This window comes from Rhizobium cauense, from assembly GCF_019511525.1.
Lineage (GTDB): Bacteria > Pseudomonadota > Alphaproteobacteria > Rhizobiales > Rhizobiaceae > Rhizobium > Rhizobium cauense.
In genome coordinates this window covers 437,614-456,563 of sequence record NZ_JAEUAT010000002.1, presented here as the reverse complement: position 1 = coordinate 456,563, position 18,950 = coordinate 437,614, and the positions used below count along the sequence as shown (strand labels likewise).

Here is an 18,950-nt window from a genome sequence, read left to right as displayed (position 1 = left end):
CGCAGGCCGGGGCGCTTGCAGCTCCGGCGCGTCCATCCGACACGGCGCAGGCAGGCTTTACAGGCCTGCCTGCCTTGCATCCGACCTCAACCACAAGAGGAACCGCCAGTGACCATGCAAGATGACATTCGGACCGGCTTGTCCCGACGCGATCTCATGAAGCTGACTGCCGCAGCAGCGGCGATGCTTGCCGCGCGCAATGCGGTCGCGGCCGACATCCCCCGCTTCCAGCACGGTGCATTCGACATCACCGTCGTCAGCGACGGCTTCCTCACGCTTCCGGTGGAAGTCCTGCTGCCCGACGCGACCGCCGAGGAGCGCAAGGCGATCATGCCGCGGCTCGGCGGCAGTTCGGCCAATGCGCCCGTTCAGGCCAACATACCGCTGATCCGCCACGGCGAAGACCTGATCCTTATCGACACCGGATCTGGCACGCGTTTCCAGGCAAGCGCCGGCAAGCTGGCGGCGAACCTTCAAACGCTCGGGATCGCGCCGGAGGCGATCACCAAGGTCGTTTTCACCCACGCCCACCCGGATCACTCGGGTGCGACGACAACGGCCGACGGAAAGGTGCTTTATCCGAACGCCCAGTATTTCGTCAGCGAGGCGGAATGGGCGTTCTGGACCGACAAGGACTACGAGACCCATATGCCATCCGCGCTTCATGATTTTGCACGCGGTGCACAGCGAGACCTCTTTGCCGTGAAAGACAGGATGACGCTTGTGCAGCCCGAACAGGAGATCATTCCAGGCATGCGGATCGTGCAAACCCGCGGACATACACCTGGCCACATATCGGTCGAACTCGCAGGCGACGACGGCCTGCTGATCACGGGCGACGCCTGCACCAACGACGTGATCTTCTTCGAGCATCCCGCCTGGCATTTCGGCTTCGACACCGAGCCCGAGGTCGCGCTGAAGACCCGTCAGATGTTGCTCGATCGCGCCGCAGCCGACAAGCTCAAGCTGCTCGGCTATCACTGGAGCTATCCGGGTGTCGGCTATGCGGAACGCAAGGATGCTTCCTACCGGTTTGTCCCGGCGTAGGGTCGGGCAGCTTACCGCTGGTCTGCGACTTCCTCGGCAGCGGAGGGCGGCTGCGGCAACTCTTCCGCAATTTCCTCGGCTACGGCTGAGAGATCGAGATTCCCCCAGATCGAAGTGGACTGACGCCGCTCCGCACGGCGGGACGATTTGACTTCGACGATGAACGGCTTCGACTGAGCGCGCATGAGCTTCCTATTAAGAGGCGTTGAACGAATCCATCAACGCTTCGAGCCTATGAAGCGTTCCGCCTTAGCGCAAGCTCGCACCGCACTGGAAATCCAGCCTCACACAGGCCAGGCCGCATCGAAACAAGCATTGGGCGAGCTGCGTTTCAGCTTTTCAATCTGCGCAGCGCCTTCGTGCAAATTCCTGCGAAAATGTCTTGAAGCAAAGGTCGATGTCGACTACCTAGCACGTCGCCGAACATGATGGCGCCTGGGCCGACCGCCTGGACGATGTCTGGTCGGAAACTTCCCAACTCGCGAAGAAGCACTGGCAGCGGCCCAACACGCCGCAGAGCGACACAGCTCGGTGGCCAGGATGCGGACATTACATATCAGCGTGCAGACGGCAGCTGGACAACGGAACGGTCGAACGGAGGCGACCGCCCCGAGGCTGATGTCGTCAATACGCCAAGGAAAAAGACTAGGAATGACTATCAAAGAACGCTTCCTGAAGCAGCAGCATGCGTGGATGCTCGGCGCATGCTATTCCCGCAAACATCCTGACTTCCATCGTTTTGGCGGCGTCGATGTTTCGATCTCGCCTCGCTGGAAAGACAGCCTTGAAACCTTCGTCAATGATATGATCGACACCTTGCCGCGCAGCCTCTCCGAGCGCCGGATGGCGCTGAGAAACCCCCGCCGCCCTTTCGAGCCCGGCAATGTGGAATGGGTGTTCACAAGCAAGCACTTCGGCCTTCGCGCGCCTGATGGCACACGGCCTGATATGGCGGAATCTCGCTCGCGCAGAGCCTAAGCCATCTTTTCGTAGTTCAATGTTCGCCGGCGGCGGAGGCTCATCCAAGTGCCTTGTCGCCGGCGAATGCGTTCTAGGCAGCCGCAACTGGCGCCCGAAAGTCACCGACAAGAGACATCGGCAATATGACTCTGGGAGTGAGAGCGTCCATACTGGGCTAGGCTTGGAGTACAATGACCGCTCCACCGGGCGGGTGGGCCGCAGATCAGCTGGGAGTCGCAGCCTTCAGCGGGGCCGATTCCGGCTTCTTCGCATCACCACAATCACAACGATCCCGGCGACCGCCATCAGTGCGCCCCAATAGATCCAGCGTGTCTGGTCGATCATGAAGCTTTCGGCAGGATAGGGAAAGTAACCGCTGCCCTGCCCCATCCAAACGAGCCCAACTAGGATGAGCAGGCCAGCGACAATGTAGGCAATCTTCGCCATTCGATGTTCCTTCACGATACCAACTGTGCAATACGGCATTCGCAAGCACAAGGCGACATCGAAACGGCTGAGATCCGGTAAGTCTGCGCATCTCGCGGACGCGCAGACTGTCGGAAGCCTATTGCAGTGTACGCGTCTGCATGTCCTGACCGAGCGCCACGCCTTGGCGAGGCTGTGTCCCGGCGCTTGCGCCGTCAAGACCCGTTGCCACGACCGAAACGCGGAACTTGCCGTCGAGGTTGCGGTCAAAGATCGCTCCGACAACGATGTCCGCCTCGTCCTGCACTTCGTCACGAATACGGCTGGCCGCCTCGTCAACCTCGAAAAGCGTCATGTCCGACCCACCCGAGATGGAAATAAGAACGCCCCGCGCGCCCTTCATGGAGATATCGTCAAGCAGCGGGTTGGCGATCGCAGCCTCCGCCGCTTTCATCGCGCGTCCCTCGCCCGAAGCTTCACCCGTCCCCATCATCGCCCGCCCCATGCCGCGCATGACGGATTTCACGTCCGCGAAGTCGAGGTTGATGAGACCTTCCTTGACGATCAGATCGGTGATGCAGCCGACACCGGCATACAGCACGCGGTCTGCAGTCATGAAGGCATCCGCGAAGGTCGTCTTTGCATCGGCGATACGGAAGAGGTTCTGGTTCGGGATGACGATCACCGTATCGGCTGCTTCGCGGAGCGCCTCGATGCCGAGATCGGCCATCTTCATGCGGCGATTGCCTTCGAAGGTGAAGGGCTTCGTCACGACGCCGACCGTCAGGATGCCGGCGTTGCGGGCAGCCTGAGCAATAACAGGTGCCGCGCCCGTACCGGTTCCCCCACCCATGCCTGCCGTGACAAAGCACATATGCGAGCCCGCCAGATGATCCATGATCTCATCGATGGATTCTTCGGCGGCCGCGCGCCCCACTTCCGGCAGTGAACCGGCGCCCAGTCCCTCGGTCACATGTGCGCCAAGCTGGATACGGCGCGATGCCTTAGATGTCGCAAGCACCTGCGCGTCGGTATTGGCCGCGATAAAATCGACGCCTTCAAGATTTTCCGCAATCATGTTGTTGATGGCATTGCCACCGCCGCCGCCGACACCAATTACTGTAATTCTGGGCCGCATTTCGGAAATCCCGTTCTTGGCGTTCGTCATCGCAATCTCCTTCGTGCGTTTGTCATGGCTCCGCCGCGTACCGGGAACCGAATCGTGCATCAGCCTAGTCGCGCAACAAGGCAGAGGCGGGGCGAAAGAACAAGATGAAGCGTTCTTGAAACTTTATCCGGAACCTTTTTTGCGCTCGTGCATTTTTAGGAATCATCCCCTGCCAGAGAGAGGAGTACCGCGCAGATGCCTACGCTCGCCACCCGCCCGTCAGTTACCCCTCCCAACGACCATATCCTTACGGCCCAAGAGGCGCTGGAGCCGCTATTCTTAAAGATAGAAGAGGAGGCCGAGGTCCGGATGATCGCCGCAGCAATCCGCGCGGGTTGGTCAGCGGAAGATGCGGTCGCAGCAATCGACGAGCTTCGTCGCAACGAGCTCGTTCCGCGCTCCAGTCATTAACGCTCTGGCCGGTTTCAAAAATATCACTCGCCTTAAGGGACGGATGACCTAAGTTCAGCGCGACCACCAATCGCGGAAAGATCATCGTATGCCCTTCAAGAACATCTGCATCTTTGGCGCCGGCGCACTCGGCGGCGCCATTGCGACCAAGCTTGCGTCGTCACTCGGAGCAGAAGCCAAGGTCTCCGTCGTGGCGCGTGGCGCTCATCTCGCTGCGATCAGAAGCGATGGGTTGCGCCTTGTTGAAGCGGGTGCCGCCGCTCCTCTCCACGTGTCCGTAGCAGCCACGGACGATCCGAGCGAACTGCCCCCACAGGACCTCGTCATCACCGGACTGAAGGGCCATCAGCTTGGCGCAGCAGCAGAAGGAATTGGCCATCTATTGAAGGATGGCACACGTGTCCTGATGATTCTGAACGGAATTCCGTGGTGGTATTTCCATCGCGATCGCGACAGTGGACATGCAGAGCTGCAATTCGACGAACTCGACGAGGGTGGTCGACTTTGGCGCCTTGTCGGCCCGCAGCGCGTGATCGGATGCGTCGCCCATCAGGGTGCCGAAGTCAGCAAGCCAGGTGAAATCAAGCTCAGCAACAAGGGCCATTTTATCCTCGGCGAGCCCTCCGGCGAGATCAGTGCCGACTTGCGAAGCATCGAAGCATTGCTGCAGCGCGCCGATATCGGCGTGAAGCTCTCCAGCCGCATCCGCGACGACATCTGGAGCAAGCTGATGGGCAACGCGTCCTTTAACCCGATCAGCGCGCTGACGCGCTCACTGATGTCGGATCTCATGGCGGATGCAGCGATAACCGATCAGATCGGCAAGGTCATGAAGGAGGTAAAGGCTGTCGGAGAGGCACTCGGCGCAAATGTCGGCATGTCGGTCGAACAGCGCCTCGAGCAGGCACAGCAGATCGGGCCGGTTCGTACGTCGATGCTGCAGGACCTTCTCGCAGGCAAGTCGCTGGAAATCACGCCGCTGGTGGGAATGGTGGTTTCGCTGGGTCGACTAACGGCAACGCCGACGCCGGTTTCCGAAACAATCCTGTCGCTGGTCTCACAGCTTGACCGGGAGAATTGCAGACCGGTGCAGTAAGTACTCAAGGTCGAGCGACTTGCGAGCGCCGGAAAACTGCTAAGAAGTTGATTTAGAAAATCCCCGCAAGCTTCTCTTGCGACGTGGACTTATTTCAGCCATCCCGCGATGCGCTCGACCGCTTCGACGATCTCCGCTTGCGAGCCGGCGTAAGACATGCGCATCGACCGGTGGCCTTCCTGTGGGTCGAAATCCAGGCCCGGCGTCGCGGCGACGTTAATCTCCGCCAGCATCCGCTTGGCGAACGACATACTGTCGTTGGTAAAGCGAGTAACATCGACATAGGCATAGAAGGCGCCATCCATCGGCGAGGCGATGGACAGACCGATCTCGGGCAGGCGCTTCAGCAAAAACTCACGGTTTGCCGCGTAGCTTGCCTTGTAGACATCGAGTTCCGCTGCGGCGCCGAGCGCTGCCGTCGCGGCGATCTGCGAGAGTTCAGGGGGCGAGATGTAGAGGCTTTGCGCAACACGCTCGATCGGGCGCACCAGCCGCTCGGGCAGCACCATCCAACCGATGCGCCAGCCGGTCATGCAATAGTATTTGGAGAAGGAGTTGATGACGATCGCCTCGTCGGTCAATTCAAGAACGCTCGTCTCCTCTCCGGCAAAGGTCAGTCCGTGATAGATCTCGTCTGAAATGAACGCGATCGAATTGGCCGCGCAATAGTCTGCCAATACCTTCAAGCCTTGGCGCCCTGTCACTGTGCCTGTCGGGTTGGCGGGGCTCGCGAGGAGAACGCCCTTCAGCCTCACGTTGTTTGCCGTTTGGGCAGCCTCAAGGCTCTCGGGCGTCAACGTGAAATGCGTCTCGGCCGTTACCGGTACCTCGATCACCTTCAGCCCTAGCGCGCCAAGGATGTTGCGGTAGGCGGGATATCCCGGCCGGGCGATAGCAACCGCGTCACCTGCATCGAACAGCGAGAGAAAAGCGAGATTGAAGCCGGCCGAAGAACCAGTGGTTATCGCGATACGCGTGGGATCGATTTCCAGCCCGTGACGGTCGCGATAATGCCCGGCAAGCGCATTCCTCAGCCGCACAGTTCCAAGCGCGTCCGTGTAGCCGATCTTGCCGTGCACAAGCGCCGCCTGCGCTGCATCCAACGCTGCCCGCGGTGCGGGGTGAGATGGCTGTCCGACCGCCATCGAGATGACGGGATGACCGCTCGCTCGCCGCTTCGTCGCCTCAGCCAGGACGTCCATGGCGTGGAACGGTTCGACTTCGCTGCGCTGGGAAATGGAAAACAAGTTCGCTTCTCTCTAACTTTGACTGCGGACAGACAATTGCCGCAATAATCCGATCATCACAATCCCGCGATTCAACAGCGGATACGAAAATTCCTGTTTGAAGACGACCGGGCGCACCGTAATTTGGCGACATGGGAGTGCCGCCGTTAACCGAGCAGTGTTACCTGGCGGCCGACACCGAGCTTAAAACTGCTGATGATGAGGATATAATGGCCATACTTCCGAAAATCTTCACGGCGCTAGCGCTGACCGCCTCCGTCGCGACAGCCTCTCCGGCCGCGGCGCTTGATGACGCGCAGAAGAAGGAGTTCGGCGAGTTCATCAAGCAGTACTTGATCGAAAATCCGGAGATCATGCTGGATGTTCAGGACGCCCTGCAGAAGAAGCAGGAGCAGGCGCGACTCGTCAAAGCCAACGCAGTCATTGCTGACAACAAGTCGACGATCTTCGATTCGAAGTATGACGTGACGATCGGCAACCCCAAGGGTGACATTACGATCGTCGAGTTCTTCGACTACAATTGCGGCTATTGCCGGCACGCGCTTTCCGACATGCAGACCATGCTCGAAAAGGACAAGAATGTCCGCTTCGTACTCAAGGAATTCCCGATCCTTGGGCCGGAATCGGTTGCTGCGCACAAGGTCTCCGACGCATTCCGCAAGCTGGCGCCGCAGAAATACAGCGAGTTCCATATCGCGCTTCTCAGCAGCGACGGCCGCGCCGACGAAGCGAGCGCCATTGAAGTCGCAGAGACGCTTGGCGTCAGCGAAAAGCAGATCCGTGAGGAGATGGCAAAGAGCTCCAGCGATGCCTCCGTTAAGGAGACATATCAGCTTGCCCAGAGCCTAGGCATCACCGGCACGCCGTCCTATGTGATTGGCAATGAGCTTGTTCAAGGTGCGGTTGGTTTCGATGACCTTGAGGCCAAGGTCAAGAACATGCGCGCCTGCGGCAAGACAAGCTGCTGATACGGCGCCCATCAAATCGCCAAAATCGAAGTGTTTCAGCCATGTGGACAAATATGGCGCGATTCGGGCTGCACTTCCCAAAGGGCTTTCATTAGGCCGGCTGGGAGTCTATAGGTTGCCGTCTCGCATCTATTGGAACATTCGATGACGCAAACGATTTTCGTCCTGAACGGGCCCAACCTCAACATGCTCGGCAAAAGAGAGCCCGGCATCTATGGCGGCAAGACGCTTCAGGATATCGAGGCAGACTGCAAGACCGCAGGGCGAGAGCTCGGCTTCGACATCGATTTTCGCCAGAGCAATCACGAAGGCACGCTCGTCGACTGGTTTCATGAGGCGAACGACAAGGCGGTTGGCGTTGCGATCAACGCTGGCGCCTACACGCATACGTCGGTCGCGCTCCACGATGCAATTCGCGCTATTTCCATTCCGGTGATAGAGCTCCATATCTCCAACGTTCACGCGCGGGAAGAATTCCGCCACAAGTCGATGATTGCGCCAGCGGTGAAGGGCGTCATCTGCGGCTTCGGGCCTTACAGCTATATTCTGGCGCTGCAGGCGCTGAAGAATCTTACGGCATAAAAAGAAGACAGGGCAAACACTCATGGCTGAGAAGAAAAACGGTATCGACCAGGCGCTGATCCGCGACCTCGCGAACATCCTCAACGACACGGATCTCACGGAAATCGAAGTCGAGCAGGACGATCTGCGCATCCGCGTTTCGCGCGCCGGCAACACCCAGTACATTCAGGCTCCGATGGCTGCGCCCGCATTTGCAGCCGCGCAGGCCCCGATCGCTGCAGCAGCGCCGGCCGCAGCAGCGCCTGCGGCTCCCGCGCGTAACCCTGCGAACACTGTCAGCGCTCCGATGGTCGGCACGGTCTACATGGCGCCGGCTCCGGGTGCGCGTCCCTTCATCGAACTCGGCGCCACGGTCAAGGAAGGCCAGACGCTGATCATCATCGAAGCGATGAAGACCATGAACCAGATCCCTTCGCCGAAATCCGGCAAGGTCACCGAAATCCTCGTCGAGGACGGAAGCCCCGTCGAATACGGCCAAGCCCTCGTCGTCATCGAATAAGGCGAGCGTCATGGTCTCGAAAATCCTCATCGCCAATCGCGGGGAAATTGCGCTTCGCGTTCTGCGTGCCTGCAAGGAACTCGGCATTCCCTGCGTCGTGGTCCACTCGACCGCCGATGCCGATGCCATGCATGTGCGCCTGGCCGACGAAAGCGTCTGCATTGGCCCTCCGCCCTCGCGCGAAAGCTATCTGAACATTCATCAGATCGTGGCCGCCTGCGAGATCACCGGCGCCGATGCGGTGCATCCGGGTTACGGCTTCCTCTCCGAAAACGCCAAGTTCGCGGAGATCCTCGAAGCGCACGGCATCACCTTCATCGGACCGACTGCGGAACACATCCGCATCATGGGTGACAAGATCACCGCCAAGACGACGGCGCAGGAACTCGGCATCCCCGTCGTTCCGGGCTCGGATGGCGAAGTGAAGACCGAGGAAGACGCGCTGCGGACCGCAGCCGAAATCGGCTATCCGGTGCTGATCAAAGCCACCGCCGGCGGCGGCGGACGCGGTATGAAGGTCGCCAAGAGCGCTGACGATCTGATCGAAGCGTGGTCGACGGCCCGTACCGAAGCGGCAGCCGCTTTCGGCAACGATGCCGTCTACATGGAAAAGTATCTCGGCAAGCCGCGCCACATCGAAATCCAGGTGTTCGGCGATGGCGAGGGCAACGCAATCCATCTCGGTGAACGCGACTGCTCGCTGCAGCGTCGCCACCAGAAGGTATGGGAAGAAGCGAACTCCCCTGCCCTCAACGTCGAACAGCGCATGAAGATCGGCCAAGTCTGCGCCGACGCGATGAAGAAGCTGAAGTACCGTGGTGCCGGCACCATCGAATTCCTGTACGAGAACGGCGAGTTCTATTTCATCGAAATGAACACCCGCCTGCAGGTCGAGCACCCGATCACCGAAGCGATCACCGGCATTGACCTCGTTCATGAGCAGATCCGCGTCGCATCCGGCGGTGGGCTTTCCGTCAAGCAGGAAGACATCAACTTCCACGGCCATGCCATCGAATGCCGCATCAATGCAGAGGACGCACGAACCTTTGTGCCTTCGCCAGGCACGATCACGCACTTCCATGCACCGGGAGGCCTCGGCGTCCGCGTCGATAGCGGTGCCTATCAGGGCTACAAGATCCCCCCCTACTACGACAGCCTCATCGGCAAGCTCATCGTATTCGGCCGTACGCGCGTTGAATGCATGATGCGTCTGCGCCGTGCGCTCGACGAATTTGTCGTCGACGGCATCAAGACCACGCTTCCGTTGTTTCAGGATCTGGTGGACAATCAGGACATCGCCAACGGCGAATATGACATCCACTGGCTGGAAAACTATCTGGCCAAGAAACCGGCGTAACAGAGAATGGCAGGATCGCGCAGGAAGTCTCCAGGCATAACACCGGAAATTCTCCTGCGCGCCTACTCCATCGGCCTGTTTCCAATGGCCGAGTCGGCTGACGACCCGGAGATATTCTGGGTCGAGCCTGATCTTCGCGGCGTGCTCCCGCTCGATGAATTCCACGTTTCAAGAAGCCTCGCCAAGACCATCCGGCGCAAGCCGTTCGACATCCGCTTCAACTTCGATTTCGATGCGGTCATTGCAGCCTGTGCGGCAGAGACCGGAGACAGGCCGAGCACGTGGATCAATCAAACGATCAGAACGCTGTATTCCACCCTGCATCGCATAGGACACGCCCACACAGTCGAGGCCTGGGACGGCGATGAGCTTGTCGGCGGCCTATACGGGGTGTCGCTCGGCTCGGCATTCTTCGGCGAAAGCATGTTCTCGCGGCGGACGGACGCTTCGAAGATCTGTCTCGTTCATCTTGTGGAGCGACTGCGCGCCAAGGGCTTCACCCTGCTGGATACTCAGTTCACGACCGAGCACCTGAAGACATTCGGAGCGGTCGATGTTCCGAAGGATGAGTATGCCCATCTCCTTGCAGCAGCGATGGAATCGCCGCACCTTGAATTCTAGGACCTAGTTGGCTGCCTTATCGGGCGCAGGAACGTCAGAGTTCTGCTTGCAGTCCTTCAGCCAGACGTCATAGATCGGATGCTCGACGGCGTTGAGACCCGGGCTGTCGGCAAACATCCATCCCGTGAAGATACGGCGGATCTTGCGGTCTAGCGTGATCTCGTCAACTTCCACAAAACCGTCGATTTTCTGCGCTTCGGCCTGGTCACGCGAGTAGCAGGCCTTCGGAGTAACCTGCAGCGCGCCGAACTGCACGGTCTCATTAACATAGACGTCGAAGGTCGTAATGCGGCCGGTGATTTTGTCGAGACCGGAGAAAACGGCAACCGAATTCTCGATGCGGGCAGCGGAGGCAGCCTGAGGGAGAAGGGTCGAGCCAAGCACCAGGGAAAGCCCGGCGGCACGCAGGAGCTGGTTCCGCGTGAAAAGCTTCATGTCTGCCCGTCTCCACAGCATCTTAAAATCGAAGGCCGCAATTGATGCGGCCATTCTGCGGGTAATGGTCAATTGTGGCTAAAAGCGGGGCCGGCGGCAACCGCTCAGTTGCCGGGCGTCCAGGCGTCATAGTCGCCGGTAACACGCGGACGCTCACCTGGAACGACCAGCGAACCGGGCGGGCGATATGCCTGCGGCGAACCGGTCGGGTTCGCCCGGTGCGGCTTCTGCCATTCCTTGGCTACGTAGTTCTCCTGGGTCGGCGGAACGTTCGTGCGGTGATGCATCCAGCCATGCCAGCCGGGCGGAATTGCGGAGGCTTCCGCATAGCCCTTGTAGATCACCCAACGCCTCGGCAGGCCATAGGACGACGTGCCGCCTTCGTAATAAACGTTACCCAATTCGTCTTCACCGACGCGCTTGCCAAAACGCCAGGTCGCGAAACGCGTACCGATCGTCTGACCGTTCCACCAGGTGAAGATTTGCACGAGGAGATTCTTCATGTCTTTTCCTTGAGCTTGCCAAACGGCGAGCGGGACCAGAATTTGATCCCTCGCTTATGCCGCTAGCGAGGCGCATTGTCCAGTGATTCCAAAGCCACACAGGCTCATTTCAGGGCCATCTTGAAGCCGAGATGCGATTGCTTGAAGCCAAGGCGCTCGTAAAAACGGTGTGCATCCTTGCGACCGGCGTTCGAGGTCAGTTGAACGAGGCGCAAGCCGCGACGTTTTGCCTCCGCGATGGCGAATTCGATCATCTGCGAGCCGATACCCTGCCCCCGCATATCGCTGCGCGTCTGCACCGCCTCGATAATCATCGACGACGAGCCGCGCCCGACCAGGGACGTCACGATCATCGTTTGAAAGGTTCCGACGGCCTGCCCGTCGCGTTCGGCAACGTAAAGCGTCTGGTCCCGCGAGGAGACGATCCGGTCGAAAGCCTTGAGGTAGTCGCCGAACGCCTCCGGTGTTGTCGTATCACCATGACCGCCGAGTTCATCGGCAGCAAAGATGGCGACGAGCGCGGCGATGTCGGCGCTCCGCGCCTCGCGAATGGTGATCTCGTTCATGAGGGGGTGCGACCTACTGCTGTTCGAGAGGCTTTTCGAGGATCAGCGTCGGGATGCCGGATTGCCCCGGTCCGTCGTTTTCATTGCGGCCGACATCTTCGAAGCCGTGGGCGTGATAGAAGGCGATTGCCGTCGTGTTCCGTGGCTCGACCTCAAGGCGCATGATCTCGGCGTCGGGAAAACAGGTTTCCAGCTCGGCAAAGATCTCGCGCCCAATGCCCTGGCGGTGTAGCGGGGGCCGGACATAGAGCAGATGAAGCATGACGGTCTTCGTCATTTCATCCGACATGGCGGCATAACCGATGCCGCCAATGTTCTTCCCATTGTCCGCGACAAGGAACTCGGCATTCTTCTTTGCCAGTCTCGTCTGCAACGCCGCCGGCGAAAAGAGGCGCTCGATGAGTTCGCTCACCTTGTTTTCGCCGTAGAGGCCAGCGTAGGTCGCGCGAAATCCTTCATCCAGCAAGGTGCGGATCCTGCTGAGATCACGCTCGCTGGCGGTGCGCACGAAATACACGACCTTACTCCTCGATGCCGAGCTTTGCCTTTACCAGGGCCTGAACGGCCTGCGGGTTTGCCTTGCCGCCGGTCGCCTTCATCACCTGACCGACAAACCAGCCGGCAAGCGTCGGCTTGGCCTGGACCTTTGCGACCTGATCCGGATTGGCCGCGATGATCTCGTCGACCGCACGTTCGATCGCGCCGGTATCGGTCACCTGCTTCATGCCGCGCGCTTCGACGATCTCGGCAGGATCGCCGCCCTCGTTCAGCACGATTTCGAACAGGTCCTTTGCGATCTTCCCTGAGATAGTCTCCGCCTTGATCAGGTCAATGATCGACCCAAGCTGAGCCGGCGAAACAGAAGTCTCCTCGATGCTCTTGCCGGTACGATTCAAGGCGCCGAGCAGGTCGTTGATGACCCAGTTGGCGGCTGCCTTGCCATCGCGGCCTTCGGCGACGGCTTCGAAATAGTCGGCGATCGCCTTCTCCGAGACCAGAACGGAAGCGTCGTAGATCGAGAGCCCGAGTTCGCGCACGAAGCGCTCCTTCTTGTCGTCGGGCAGTTCCGGCAGGTCGACTTCGAGAGCCTTGACGAAGGCATCGTCGAATTCGAGCGGTAGAAGATCCGGATCCGGGAAGTAGCGGTAGTCGTGTGCGTCTTCCTTGGAGCGCATCGAACGCGTTTCACCCTTGTTCGGGTCGAAGAGACGGGTTTCCTGCTCGATCGCACCGCCGTCTTCGAGGATACCGATCTGGCGCCGGGCCTCGTATTCGATCGCCTGACCGATGAAGCGGATGGAGTTGACGTTCTTGATTTCGCAACGCGTGCCGAAACCTTCACCCGGGCGACGGACGGAGACGTTGACGTCGGCGCGCATGGAGCCTTCGTCCATGTTGCCGTCGCAGGTGCCGAGGTAGCGCACGATCGAGCGCAGCTTCGTCATATAGGCCTTGGCCTCGTCCGAGGAGCGCATGTCAGGCTTGGAAACGATTTCCATCAGGGCGACGCCCGAACGGTTCAAGTCGACATAGGACATAGTGGCGTGCTGGTCATGCAGCGACTTGCCGGCGTCCTGCTCCAGATGCAGGCGCTCGATGCCGATCTCGATGTCCTCGAACTGGCCCTGACGATCCGGGCCGAGCGAGATGATGATCTTGCCCTCGCCAACGATCGGGTCCTTGAACTGCGAGATCTGGTAGCCCTGTGGCAGATCAGGATAGAAGTAGTTCTTGCGGTCGAAGATCGAGCGCTTGTTGATCTGCGCCTTGAGACCAAGGCCCGTGCGGACGGCCTGCCTGACGCATTCCTCGTTGATGACAGGCAGCATGCCGGGCATGGCCGCGTCGACGAGCGAGACGTTGGAATTTTGCGGCTTGCCGAATTCCGTTGCTGCACCCGAGAACAGCTTCGAGTTCGACAGCACCTGCGCATGGACTTCCATGCCGATGATGACTTCCCAGTCGCCAGTGGCGCCGGGAATGAAGCGTTTCGGATCAGGCGTGCGAACGTCGACAATGGTCATTGGGATGCTCTTTTTAAGGCTGTTCTTTTCAACTGGTGAGGTAACGGAAATGGCCTGCGGGTGCAAGGCTTTCGGCTGTGCGTCGCAGCAAGCCGGGCGGTTTGGTGCATGTTAACGCAATGGCTCTAGCGTGATTTGAATGACAGCGATTGATATTCTCAAGATCACCGGGCTCTTCGTGGCGTTGAATGCCTTCGTGTTCTCGATCTACTTCCTCGACAAGCAGGCTGCCCGCTATCGTCGGCGCCGGATCAGTGAGAGGACCTTGCTCACGCTCGCTTTCATCGGTGGCAGCGTGGGGGCTGTTTGTGCGCAAAGGCTTCTTCGGCACAAAACGCAGAAGGAACCGTTCCGGTCGTTCCTGAGGGCTATCGTCATGTTGCATGTGATGGTGGCGGCGCTCTTGCTATCGAGCGCTCTCAGCTACTTCACCCTGGAAGGCCCGTTTTAAAGCAGGCCGTAGGTGCCGTCGGCCCCGGATTCCAGTGACTTTGACAATCCGACCGACGGGACATCGCGATCGAGCTTGGGATTGTAGGCAATCGATAGCCAATGAATTGCGTACCCACGCTTCAGGAAAAAGCCGATCGCTTCGGAGTTGCCCGAGTGCGTCTGCATCATTGCCGTATCGAAGCCCTGCTCGGCTATGTCTTTCTCGATATCCTGCAAGAGTGCGGTCCCAAGACCGTGACCGGTGAAGGCAGGATCGATCCAGAAGTCCGAGATCTTCTCGTCGAGCATTTCGCGCGCCGCCCATCCTGCCGCATGCCCGTTCCATTCGACGACGGTGACGGTGATCCAGCTCCCCGCAACGAAGTTGAAGAACGCGCTTCGCGCGGCATCGACCATGGCATCTCCTTCACCGATGGATGCCATCGCCTTCTGCCAGGCCCTTACTCCGATCTCGCTCAAAAGCTCCGCTTCGCCTTCCCGGGCATTGCGAATGTGGATCAACGGCACCTCCGACGTTGCGCTGAGTAAAGCACCGAATCACCCGGTTATCCAAGCCTCATGTTTCGAGCGCGAGGCACGGTGCAAAGATCCTCCACCGGTTGCAAAACTTGACGGAATGCCGTCCAGCCGGTATCAAGGCCGCATGTTGAACTCATCCTCTGAGACCCGGTAGAGGCCCTGCCCGCAGGCTTTCTGCGCGCATGGGCCCGAAAAAAGCGAAGCCATGACGTCCCCCGGGACGCCAGATCGTTTTTACGCGCCTAGTCGGCGCCATACCGGATCGACATATCCATGGATATTTCACGCACGGAGCAGCGCATCCTGCACCTATTGGCCCAGGGCGGCCGCATTGAAATCGAACGCGACGACAACAGGAAAATCGAGACAGTGAAGTGTTTCACGCGCGACGGCTGGGTCTATCCCGGCTTTGGCCTCGAGTTGTTTCGCAAATTGAAGCAGAAGCGGGCGATCAAATCCTCGGGCGGGAAGCCCTATCGGATTACCGAGCGAGGACTGGTTCTCGTGAGAGCGGAGCAGGATAACAGGTAGCCTTTGACATTCAGCCGCGCGCTGTCCCGGCGCGCGGCTTCACCGAAAGGCTGCAAGCGCTGCCTTCATCACCGACCATTCCTCGGCCATGGTGCCGGTCCCGCGGCGTTTTCCAGCGCGGCGGTACCAATAGTCAGCATTCCAGTCGTCGCCTTCGATTCGATGGCAGATCGCATGTCCCCAGTCGAAAGGCACCTCGCCCTCATGCGCTTGGCAGATCTCGTGCACCGCCTGCCACTCCGCGCCCATGACGAACCCCACCGCTGCGAGGCGATCGAGCGCCTCGATCATATCAGTCAGATCCTGTTTGGACATAAGCCCCTCCCGAGATTGCGGCTTAGCCGAAGTGCCGCTCCATATGCACCTTTTCGAGCGAAATTCCGAGTCCCGCATCGAACCTCTCGCCACGCCAAACGATTGAGAAGCCGGCCCGCTCATAAAGTCGGATCGCGCCCACATTGCTAGCTCGCGTGTCAATTTTTGCGAAGTTGAACCCGTCGGCAATAATGCATGCAAGGAAATGACGAACAAGGGCGGAGCCGATACCACGGCCTTGGTGGATCGGATCAATCCAGATATCCGATATGTAATCGGGCTCGTTTTCTCGAGCGCCCCAACCGACCACCCTGCCTTCAAGTTCAGCGACGACGACATCGCCTTTTGCAGCAACAGGGTAATCGAAGAATGCATTGCGAGCACGTTCGATGACGTGTGCCTGGCTGAAGCCGGCCTCTTCGGCACTGCTGGATTTCCATGCCGCGAAACCGACTTCGCCGACCATGTGATGGTCGGCGACGGTCATTCTCCGGATTGTAAGCTCGCTTACCACCACTTGGCGGGCGTGAACTTGCCTGCCGCCTGCTCGATTACGTGCGCCGTCTTGAACAGCGTCTCTTCGTCGAAGGGCTTGCCGATCAGCTGCAGACCGAGCGGCAGGCCGCTGTGATCCAGGCCCGCAGGAACGGCAATACCCGGCAGCCCGGCCATGTTCACCGTCACGGTGAAGATGTCGTTGAGGTACATCTTGACCGGATCCGAGGCGAGGTTCTCGTCGGCGACGCCGAAGGCCGACGACGGAGTCGCGGGCGTCAGGATCGCATCGACGCCGGCGTTGAACGCCAGTTCGAAGTCGCGCTTGATCAGCGTGCGAACCTTCTGGGCCTTGATGTAGTAGGCGTCGTAGTAGCCTGCGGACAGAACGTAGGTGCCGATCATGATGCGGCGCTTGACTTCCTTGCCGAAGCCGGCAGCACGCGTCTTTTCGTACATGTCGACGATGTCCTTGCCATCGACCCGCAGGCCGTAGCGGACGCCGTCGTAGCGGGCAAGGTTCGAGGAGGCTTCCGCCGGAGCGACGATGTAATAGGCCGGCAGGGCGTACTTCGTATGCGGCAGCGAGATGTTGACGATCTCGGCGCCGGCATCCTTCAGCCAGGCAATGCCCTGCTGCCAGAGCGTTTCGATTTCCTCAGGCATGCCATCGACGCGGTATTCGTTCGGAATACCGATTTTCATGCCCTTCAGCGACTGGCCGAGTGCAGCCTCGTAGTCCGGGACCGGCAGGTCGACAGAAGTCGTGTCCTTCGCGTCGACAGACGCCATCGACTTCAAGAGGATCGCGGCATCGCGCACATCGCGCGCGATCGGGCCGGCCTGATCGAGCGAGGACGCGAAGGCTACCGTGCCCCAACGCGAGCAGCGGCCGTAGGTCGGCTTGATTCCAACAGTGCCGGTGAAGGCAGCAGGCTGGCGGATCGAGCCGCCGGTATCGGTTGCCGTGGCACCGGCGCAGAGGTGGGCCGCAACTGCGGCAGCGGAACCGCCGGACGAGCCGCCCGGCACCAATTGCTGGTTGGATCCGCCCGAGCGCCAGGGGTTAATCACCGCGCCGTAGTAGGAGGTCTCGTTGGAAGAGCCCATGGCGAACTCGTCCATGTTGAGCTTGCCGAGCATGACGGCGCCATCGTCCCACAGATTCTGGGTGACTGTCGACTCGTAGTGCGGCTTGAAACCGTCAAGGATGTGGCTGCAAGCCTGTGTATGGATGCCTTCGGTGGCGAACAGGTCCTTGATACCGAGCGGGATGCCTTCGAGCTCACCGCCCTTGCCGCCGGCGAGACGCGCATCGGAGGCTTCGGCCATCTGCAGCGCCTTCTCGGGCGTGACCTTGATATAGGCGTTGAGCTTTTCGTTGGCCGCTTCGATCGCCGAGATGTAGGCCTCGGTCAATTCGGTCGCTTTGATCTCCTTGGCACGCAGCTTCTTGCGGGCTTCGGCAATGGTCAGGCTGGTGAGTTCGCTCATGATAATTCGCTTCAAATCTGGAATGGCAACGGAGGTCGGAAAGCGGCTAATGCCTTATTCGACGACTTTGGGTACCAGGAAGAAATTCTGATCGGTGACAGGCGCGTTCGAAACGATATCGGCGGCCTTGTTGCCGTCGGTCACGTCATCCGTGCGCTTCTTCATTTCCATCGGGGTGACCGAGGTCATGGCCTCGACGCCCTCGACGTCGACTTCGGAGAGCTGCTCGACGAAGCCGAGAATACCATTCAGCTCACCCACCATGCGATTTGCCTCTTCTTCGGTGACGGCAATACGGGCAAGGCGCGCTACGCGCTTAACGGTGGCAAAGTCGACGGACATGGTATTCTCCGGATAGGATTTTTCCTACCCGCTATAAAGGCCACGCCCGCCGTGCGCAACGGGCATGGCCTTCGGATTGCGTAGAATTCCGCTGCCGAAATCGGGCGGTTTTGCAGACGTAACCTAGAAGGAAAGGCTCGCGCCGGGCTTCGGCGTCTTTACCGTTGTCTTCGATCCATCCATACCAGAGACAAACTTCTCGGGCGTCTGGTCGATAATCGGGAAGGTGCCGTAATGGCAGGGTATCGCCGTCTTGAAGTTGAAGTAGCGCTGGCAGGCCAGCGCCGCGACCGCGCCGCCCATCGTGAAGCGGTCGCCGACCGGCACCAGCCCGATATCCGGCTGGTGCAGTTCATTGATCAGCGCCATGTCCGAGAAGATGTCGGTATCGCCCATGGCGAGGATGGAGGCTTCCTCGTCGAAATGCAGCATCAGGCCGTTGGCGTTGCCGAGGGCATGCGAAACGCCGTCCTCGGTGATCTGGGCGGAGGAATGCAGCGCGTTGGTAAAGGTCGCCGAGAAACCGTCGAACGAAATCGTGCCGCCGGTGTTGCCCATTTCGAGCTTCGTCAGCCCCTTCGAGCCCAGCCACGACGCAAGGTCGGCGTTGGCGAGAACGACCGCTCCGGTCTCCTTGGCGAGCGCGACGGTGTCGCCGACATGATCGCCGTGACCGTGGGTCAGCAGGATATGGGTGACGCCGCTTGCGACATCCTTGATGCTCTGTCCGGAGAAGGAGGAATTGTGCGTGAGGAACGGATCCAGCAGGATTTTCGCCTTCCCAATCTCGATGCGGAAAGCGGAGTGACCGAGCCAAGTGATCTTCATAAAATGTCTCCTTCGATTATCGGATGCAAAAGCCTGTTTTGCTGGCTATGGACATATCGGATG

Annotated in this window: 26 protein-coding genes and 1 pseudogene; 12 read left to right on the top strand and 15 right to left on the bottom strand. The window is 59.7% G+C overall.

Going from position 1 to position 18,950, the window contains the following annotated elements; translation table 11 throughout:
• Positions 1-114 precede the first annotated feature (114 nt).
• The gene (locus JNB88_RS05450; RefSeq protein ID WP_220354698.1) at positions 115-1,047 is read left to right on the top strand and encodes an MBL fold metallo-hydrolase; all 933 of its coding nucleotides are present in this window, start codon (positions 115-117) and stop codon (positions 1,045-1,047) included.
• An 11-nt stretch (positions 1,048-1,058) separates the two neighbouring features.
• Here the strand turns inward: JNB88_RS05450 and JNB88_RS05445 are convergent, their stop codons facing one another.
• Positions 1,059-1,232, bottom strand: coding sequence for a hypothetical protein (locus JNB88_RS05445; RefSeq protein ID WP_220354562.1), 174 nt, complete (start codon positions 1,230-1,232; stop codon positions 1,059-1,061).
• Positions 1,233-1,495: 263 nt separating this feature from the next.
• Between JNB88_RS05445 and JNB88_RS33420 the strand changes: the two are divergent.
• Positions 1,496-1,676, top strand: a pseudogene (locus JNB88_RS33420) (DUF2188 domain-containing protein); the annotation flags it as partial.
• A 22-nt stretch (positions 1,677-1,698) separates the two neighbouring features.
• Positions 1,699-2,025: a hypothetical protein gene (locus JNB88_RS05440; protein WP_037127454.1), complete on the top strand. Its 327-nt coding sequence runs from the start codon at positions 1,699-1,701 to the stop codon at positions 2,023-2,025.
• A 225-nt stretch (positions 2,026-2,250) separates the two neighbouring features.
• Here the strand turns inward: JNB88_RS05440 and JNB88_RS05435 are convergent, their stop codons facing one another.
• Both JNB88_RS05435 and ftsZ read right to left on the bottom strand, forming a co-directional pair.
• The gene (locus tag JNB88_RS05435) at positions 2,251-2,454 is read right to left on the bottom strand and encodes a hypothetical protein (RefSeq protein ID WP_220354561.1); all 204 of its coding nucleotides are present in this window, start codon (positions 2,452-2,454) and stop codon (positions 2,251-2,253) included.
• A 118-nt stretch (positions 2,455-2,572) separates the two neighbouring features.
• Positions 2,573-3,601 (bottom strand): cell division protein FtsZ, encoded by a 1,029-nt coding sequence (gene ftsZ / locus JNB88_RS05430; protein ID WP_037127450.1) that lies wholly within the window; start codon positions 3,599-3,601, stop codon positions 2,573-2,575.
• Between the two features lie 195 nt (positions 3,602-3,796).
• Between ftsZ and JNB88_RS05425 the strand changes: the two genes are divergently transcribed.
• The gene (locus tag JNB88_RS05425; protein WP_220354560.1) at positions 3,797-4,012 is read left to right on the top strand and encodes a hypothetical protein; all 216 of its coding nucleotides are present in this window, start codon (positions 3,797-3,799) and stop codon (positions 4,010-4,012) included.
• Positions 4,013-4,100: 88 nt separating this feature from the next.
• A complete protein-coding gene (locus tag JNB88_RS05420) occupies positions 4,101-5,108 on the top strand; it encodes a ketopantoate reductase family protein (RefSeq protein ID WP_220354559.1) in 1,008 nt (335 codons plus the stop codon).
• 89 nt (positions 5,109-5,197) lie between these two features.
• On the opposite strand, the gene JNB88_RS05415 is transcribed toward JNB88_RS05420, so the two are convergent.
• Complete coding sequence (locus JNB88_RS05415; protein ID WP_220354558.1) at positions 5,198-6,355, bottom strand: pyridoxal phosphate-dependent aminotransferase; 1,158 nt, start codon at positions 6,353-6,355, stop codon at positions 5,198-5,200.
• A 209-nt stretch (positions 6,356-6,564) separates the two neighbouring features.
• Here JNB88_RS05415 and JNB88_RS05410 point away from each other — a divergent pair, with 209 nt between their 5' ends.
• The 5 genes from JNB88_RS05410 to aat all read left to right on the top strand — a co-directional run bounded on the left by JNB88_RS05410 (position 6,565) and on the right by aat (position 10,382).
• Entirely contained in the window at positions 6,565-7,323 is a 759-nt protein-coding gene (locus JNB88_RS05410) for a DsbA family protein (RefSeq protein WP_220354557.1), read from the top strand.
• Between the two features lie 144 nt (positions 7,324-7,467).
• Positions 7,468-7,905, top strand: coding sequence for a type II 3-dehydroquinate dehydratase (gene aroQ, locus JNB88_RS05405; protein ID WP_220354556.1), 438 nt, complete (start codon positions 7,468-7,470; stop codon positions 7,903-7,905).
• Positions 7,906-7,927: 22 nt separating this feature from the next.
• Entirely contained in the window at positions 7,928-8,404 is a 477-nt protein-coding gene (gene accB, locus JNB88_RS05400) for an acetyl-CoA carboxylase biotin carboxyl carrier protein (protein WP_037127443.1), read from the top strand.
• Between the two features lie 10 nt (positions 8,405-8,414).
• On the top strand, positions 8,415-9,761 hold the full coding sequence (gene accC / locus JNB88_RS05395) for an acetyl-CoA carboxylase biotin carboxylase subunit (RefSeq protein ID WP_037127442.1): 1,347 nt from the start codon (positions 8,415-8,417) through the stop codon (positions 9,759-9,761).
• A 6-nt stretch (positions 9,762-9,767) separates the two neighbouring features.
• Positions 9,768-10,382 (top strand): leucyl/phenylalanyl-tRNA--protein transferase, encoded by a 615-nt coding sequence (aat, locus tag JNB88_RS05390; protein ID WP_220354555.1) that lies wholly within the window; start codon positions 9,768-9,770, stop codon positions 10,380-10,382.
• 3 nt (positions 10,383-10,385) lie between these two features.
• Here aat and JNB88_RS05385 read toward each other — a convergent pair whose 3' ends face one another.
• From JNB88_RS05385 to gatB, 5 genes are all read right to left on the bottom strand, one after another.
• A complete protein-coding gene (locus JNB88_RS05385) occupies positions 10,386-10,817 on the bottom strand; it encodes a DUF2155 domain-containing protein (RefSeq protein WP_220354554.1) in 432 nt (143 codons plus the stop codon).
• 104 nt (positions 10,818-10,921) lie between these two features.
• Positions 10,922-11,320: an NADH:ubiquinone oxidoreductase subunit NDUFA12 gene (locus tag JNB88_RS05380; protein WP_037127439.1), complete on the bottom strand. Its 399-nt coding sequence runs from the start codon at positions 11,318-11,320 to the stop codon at positions 10,922-10,924.
• A 104-nt stretch (positions 11,321-11,424) separates the two neighbouring features.
• Entirely contained in the window at positions 11,425-11,886 is a 462-nt protein-coding gene (locus JNB88_RS05375; protein WP_220354553.1) for a GNAT family N-acetyltransferase, read from the bottom strand.
• A 13-nt stretch (positions 11,887-11,899) separates the two neighbouring features.
• Complete coding sequence (locus JNB88_RS05370) at positions 11,900-12,403, bottom strand: GNAT family N-acetyltransferase (protein ID WP_220354552.1); 504 nt, start codon at positions 12,401-12,403, stop codon at positions 11,900-11,902.
• A 4-nt stretch (positions 12,404-12,407) separates the two neighbouring features.
• A complete protein-coding gene (gene gatB / locus JNB88_RS05365) occupies positions 12,408-13,910 on the bottom strand; it encodes an Asp-tRNA(Asn)/Glu-tRNA(Gln) amidotransferase subunit GatB (RefSeq protein WP_220354551.1) in 1,503 nt (500 codons plus the stop codon).
• Between the two features lie 139 nt (positions 13,911-14,049).
• On the opposite strand from gatB, the gene JNB88_RS05360 reads away from it, so the two are divergent.
• Positions 14,050-14,361 carry a DUF1294 domain-containing protein gene (locus JNB88_RS05360; RefSeq protein ID WP_220354550.1) on the top strand — a complete coding sequence of 104 codons (312 nt, stop codon included), beginning with the start codon at positions 14,050-14,052 and terminating at the stop codon, positions 14,359-14,361.
• Here JNB88_RS05360 and JNB88_RS05355 read toward each other — a convergent pair.
• Positions 14,358-14,864: a GNAT family N-acetyltransferase gene (locus JNB88_RS05355; protein WP_220354549.1), complete on the bottom strand. Its 507-nt coding sequence runs from the start codon at positions 14,862-14,864 to the stop codon at positions 14,358-14,360. The two genes, JNB88_RS05360 and JNB88_RS05355, sit on opposite strands and share 4 nt — an antisense overlap.
• Positions 14,865-15,155: 291 nt before the next feature.
• On the opposite strand from JNB88_RS05355, the gene JNB88_RS05350 reads away from it, so the two are divergent.
• Complete coding sequence (locus JNB88_RS05350; protein ID WP_037127427.1) at positions 15,156-15,413, top strand: YjhX family toxin; 258 nt, start codon at positions 15,156-15,158, stop codon at positions 15,411-15,413.
• Positions 15,414-15,452: 39 nt separating this feature from the next.
• On the opposite strand, the gene JNB88_RS05345 is transcribed toward JNB88_RS05350, so the two are convergent.
• The 5 genes from JNB88_RS05345 to JNB88_RS05325 all read right to left on the bottom strand — a co-directional run bounded on the left by JNB88_RS05345 (position 15,453) and on the right by JNB88_RS05325 (position 18,887).
• On the bottom strand, positions 15,453-15,728 hold the full coding sequence (locus JNB88_RS05345) for a hypothetical protein (RefSeq protein ID WP_220354548.1): 276 nt from the start codon (positions 15,726-15,728) through the stop codon (positions 15,453-15,455).
• Between the two features lie 22 nt (positions 15,729-15,750).
• The gene (locus tag JNB88_RS05340; protein ID WP_220354547.1) at positions 15,751-16,215 is read right to left on the bottom strand and encodes a GNAT family N-acetyltransferase; all 465 of its coding nucleotides are present in this window, start codon (positions 16,213-16,215) and stop codon (positions 15,751-15,753) included.
• 20 nt (positions 16,216-16,235) lie between these two features.
• Positions 16,236-17,717 carry an Asp-tRNA(Asn)/Glu-tRNA(Gln) amidotransferase subunit GatA gene (gene gatA / locus JNB88_RS05335; RefSeq protein ID WP_220354546.1) on the bottom strand — a complete coding sequence of 494 codons (1,482 nt, stop codon included), beginning with the start codon at positions 17,715-17,717 and terminating at the stop codon, positions 16,236-16,238.
• Positions 17,718-17,771: 54 nt separating this feature from the next.
• Positions 17,772-18,059, bottom strand: a complete 288-nt coding sequence (gatC, locus tag JNB88_RS05330) for an Asp-tRNA(Asn)/Glu-tRNA(Gln) amidotransferase subunit GatC (protein ID WP_016553653.1) — start codon at positions 18,057-18,059, stop codon at positions 17,772-17,774.
• Positions 18,060-18,182: 123 nt separating this feature from the next.
• On the bottom strand, positions 18,183-18,887 hold the full coding sequence (locus JNB88_RS05325) for a metal-dependent hydrolase (protein WP_220354545.1): 705 nt from the start codon (positions 18,885-18,887) through the stop codon (positions 18,183-18,185).
• Positions 18,888-18,950 lie beyond the last annotated feature (63 nt).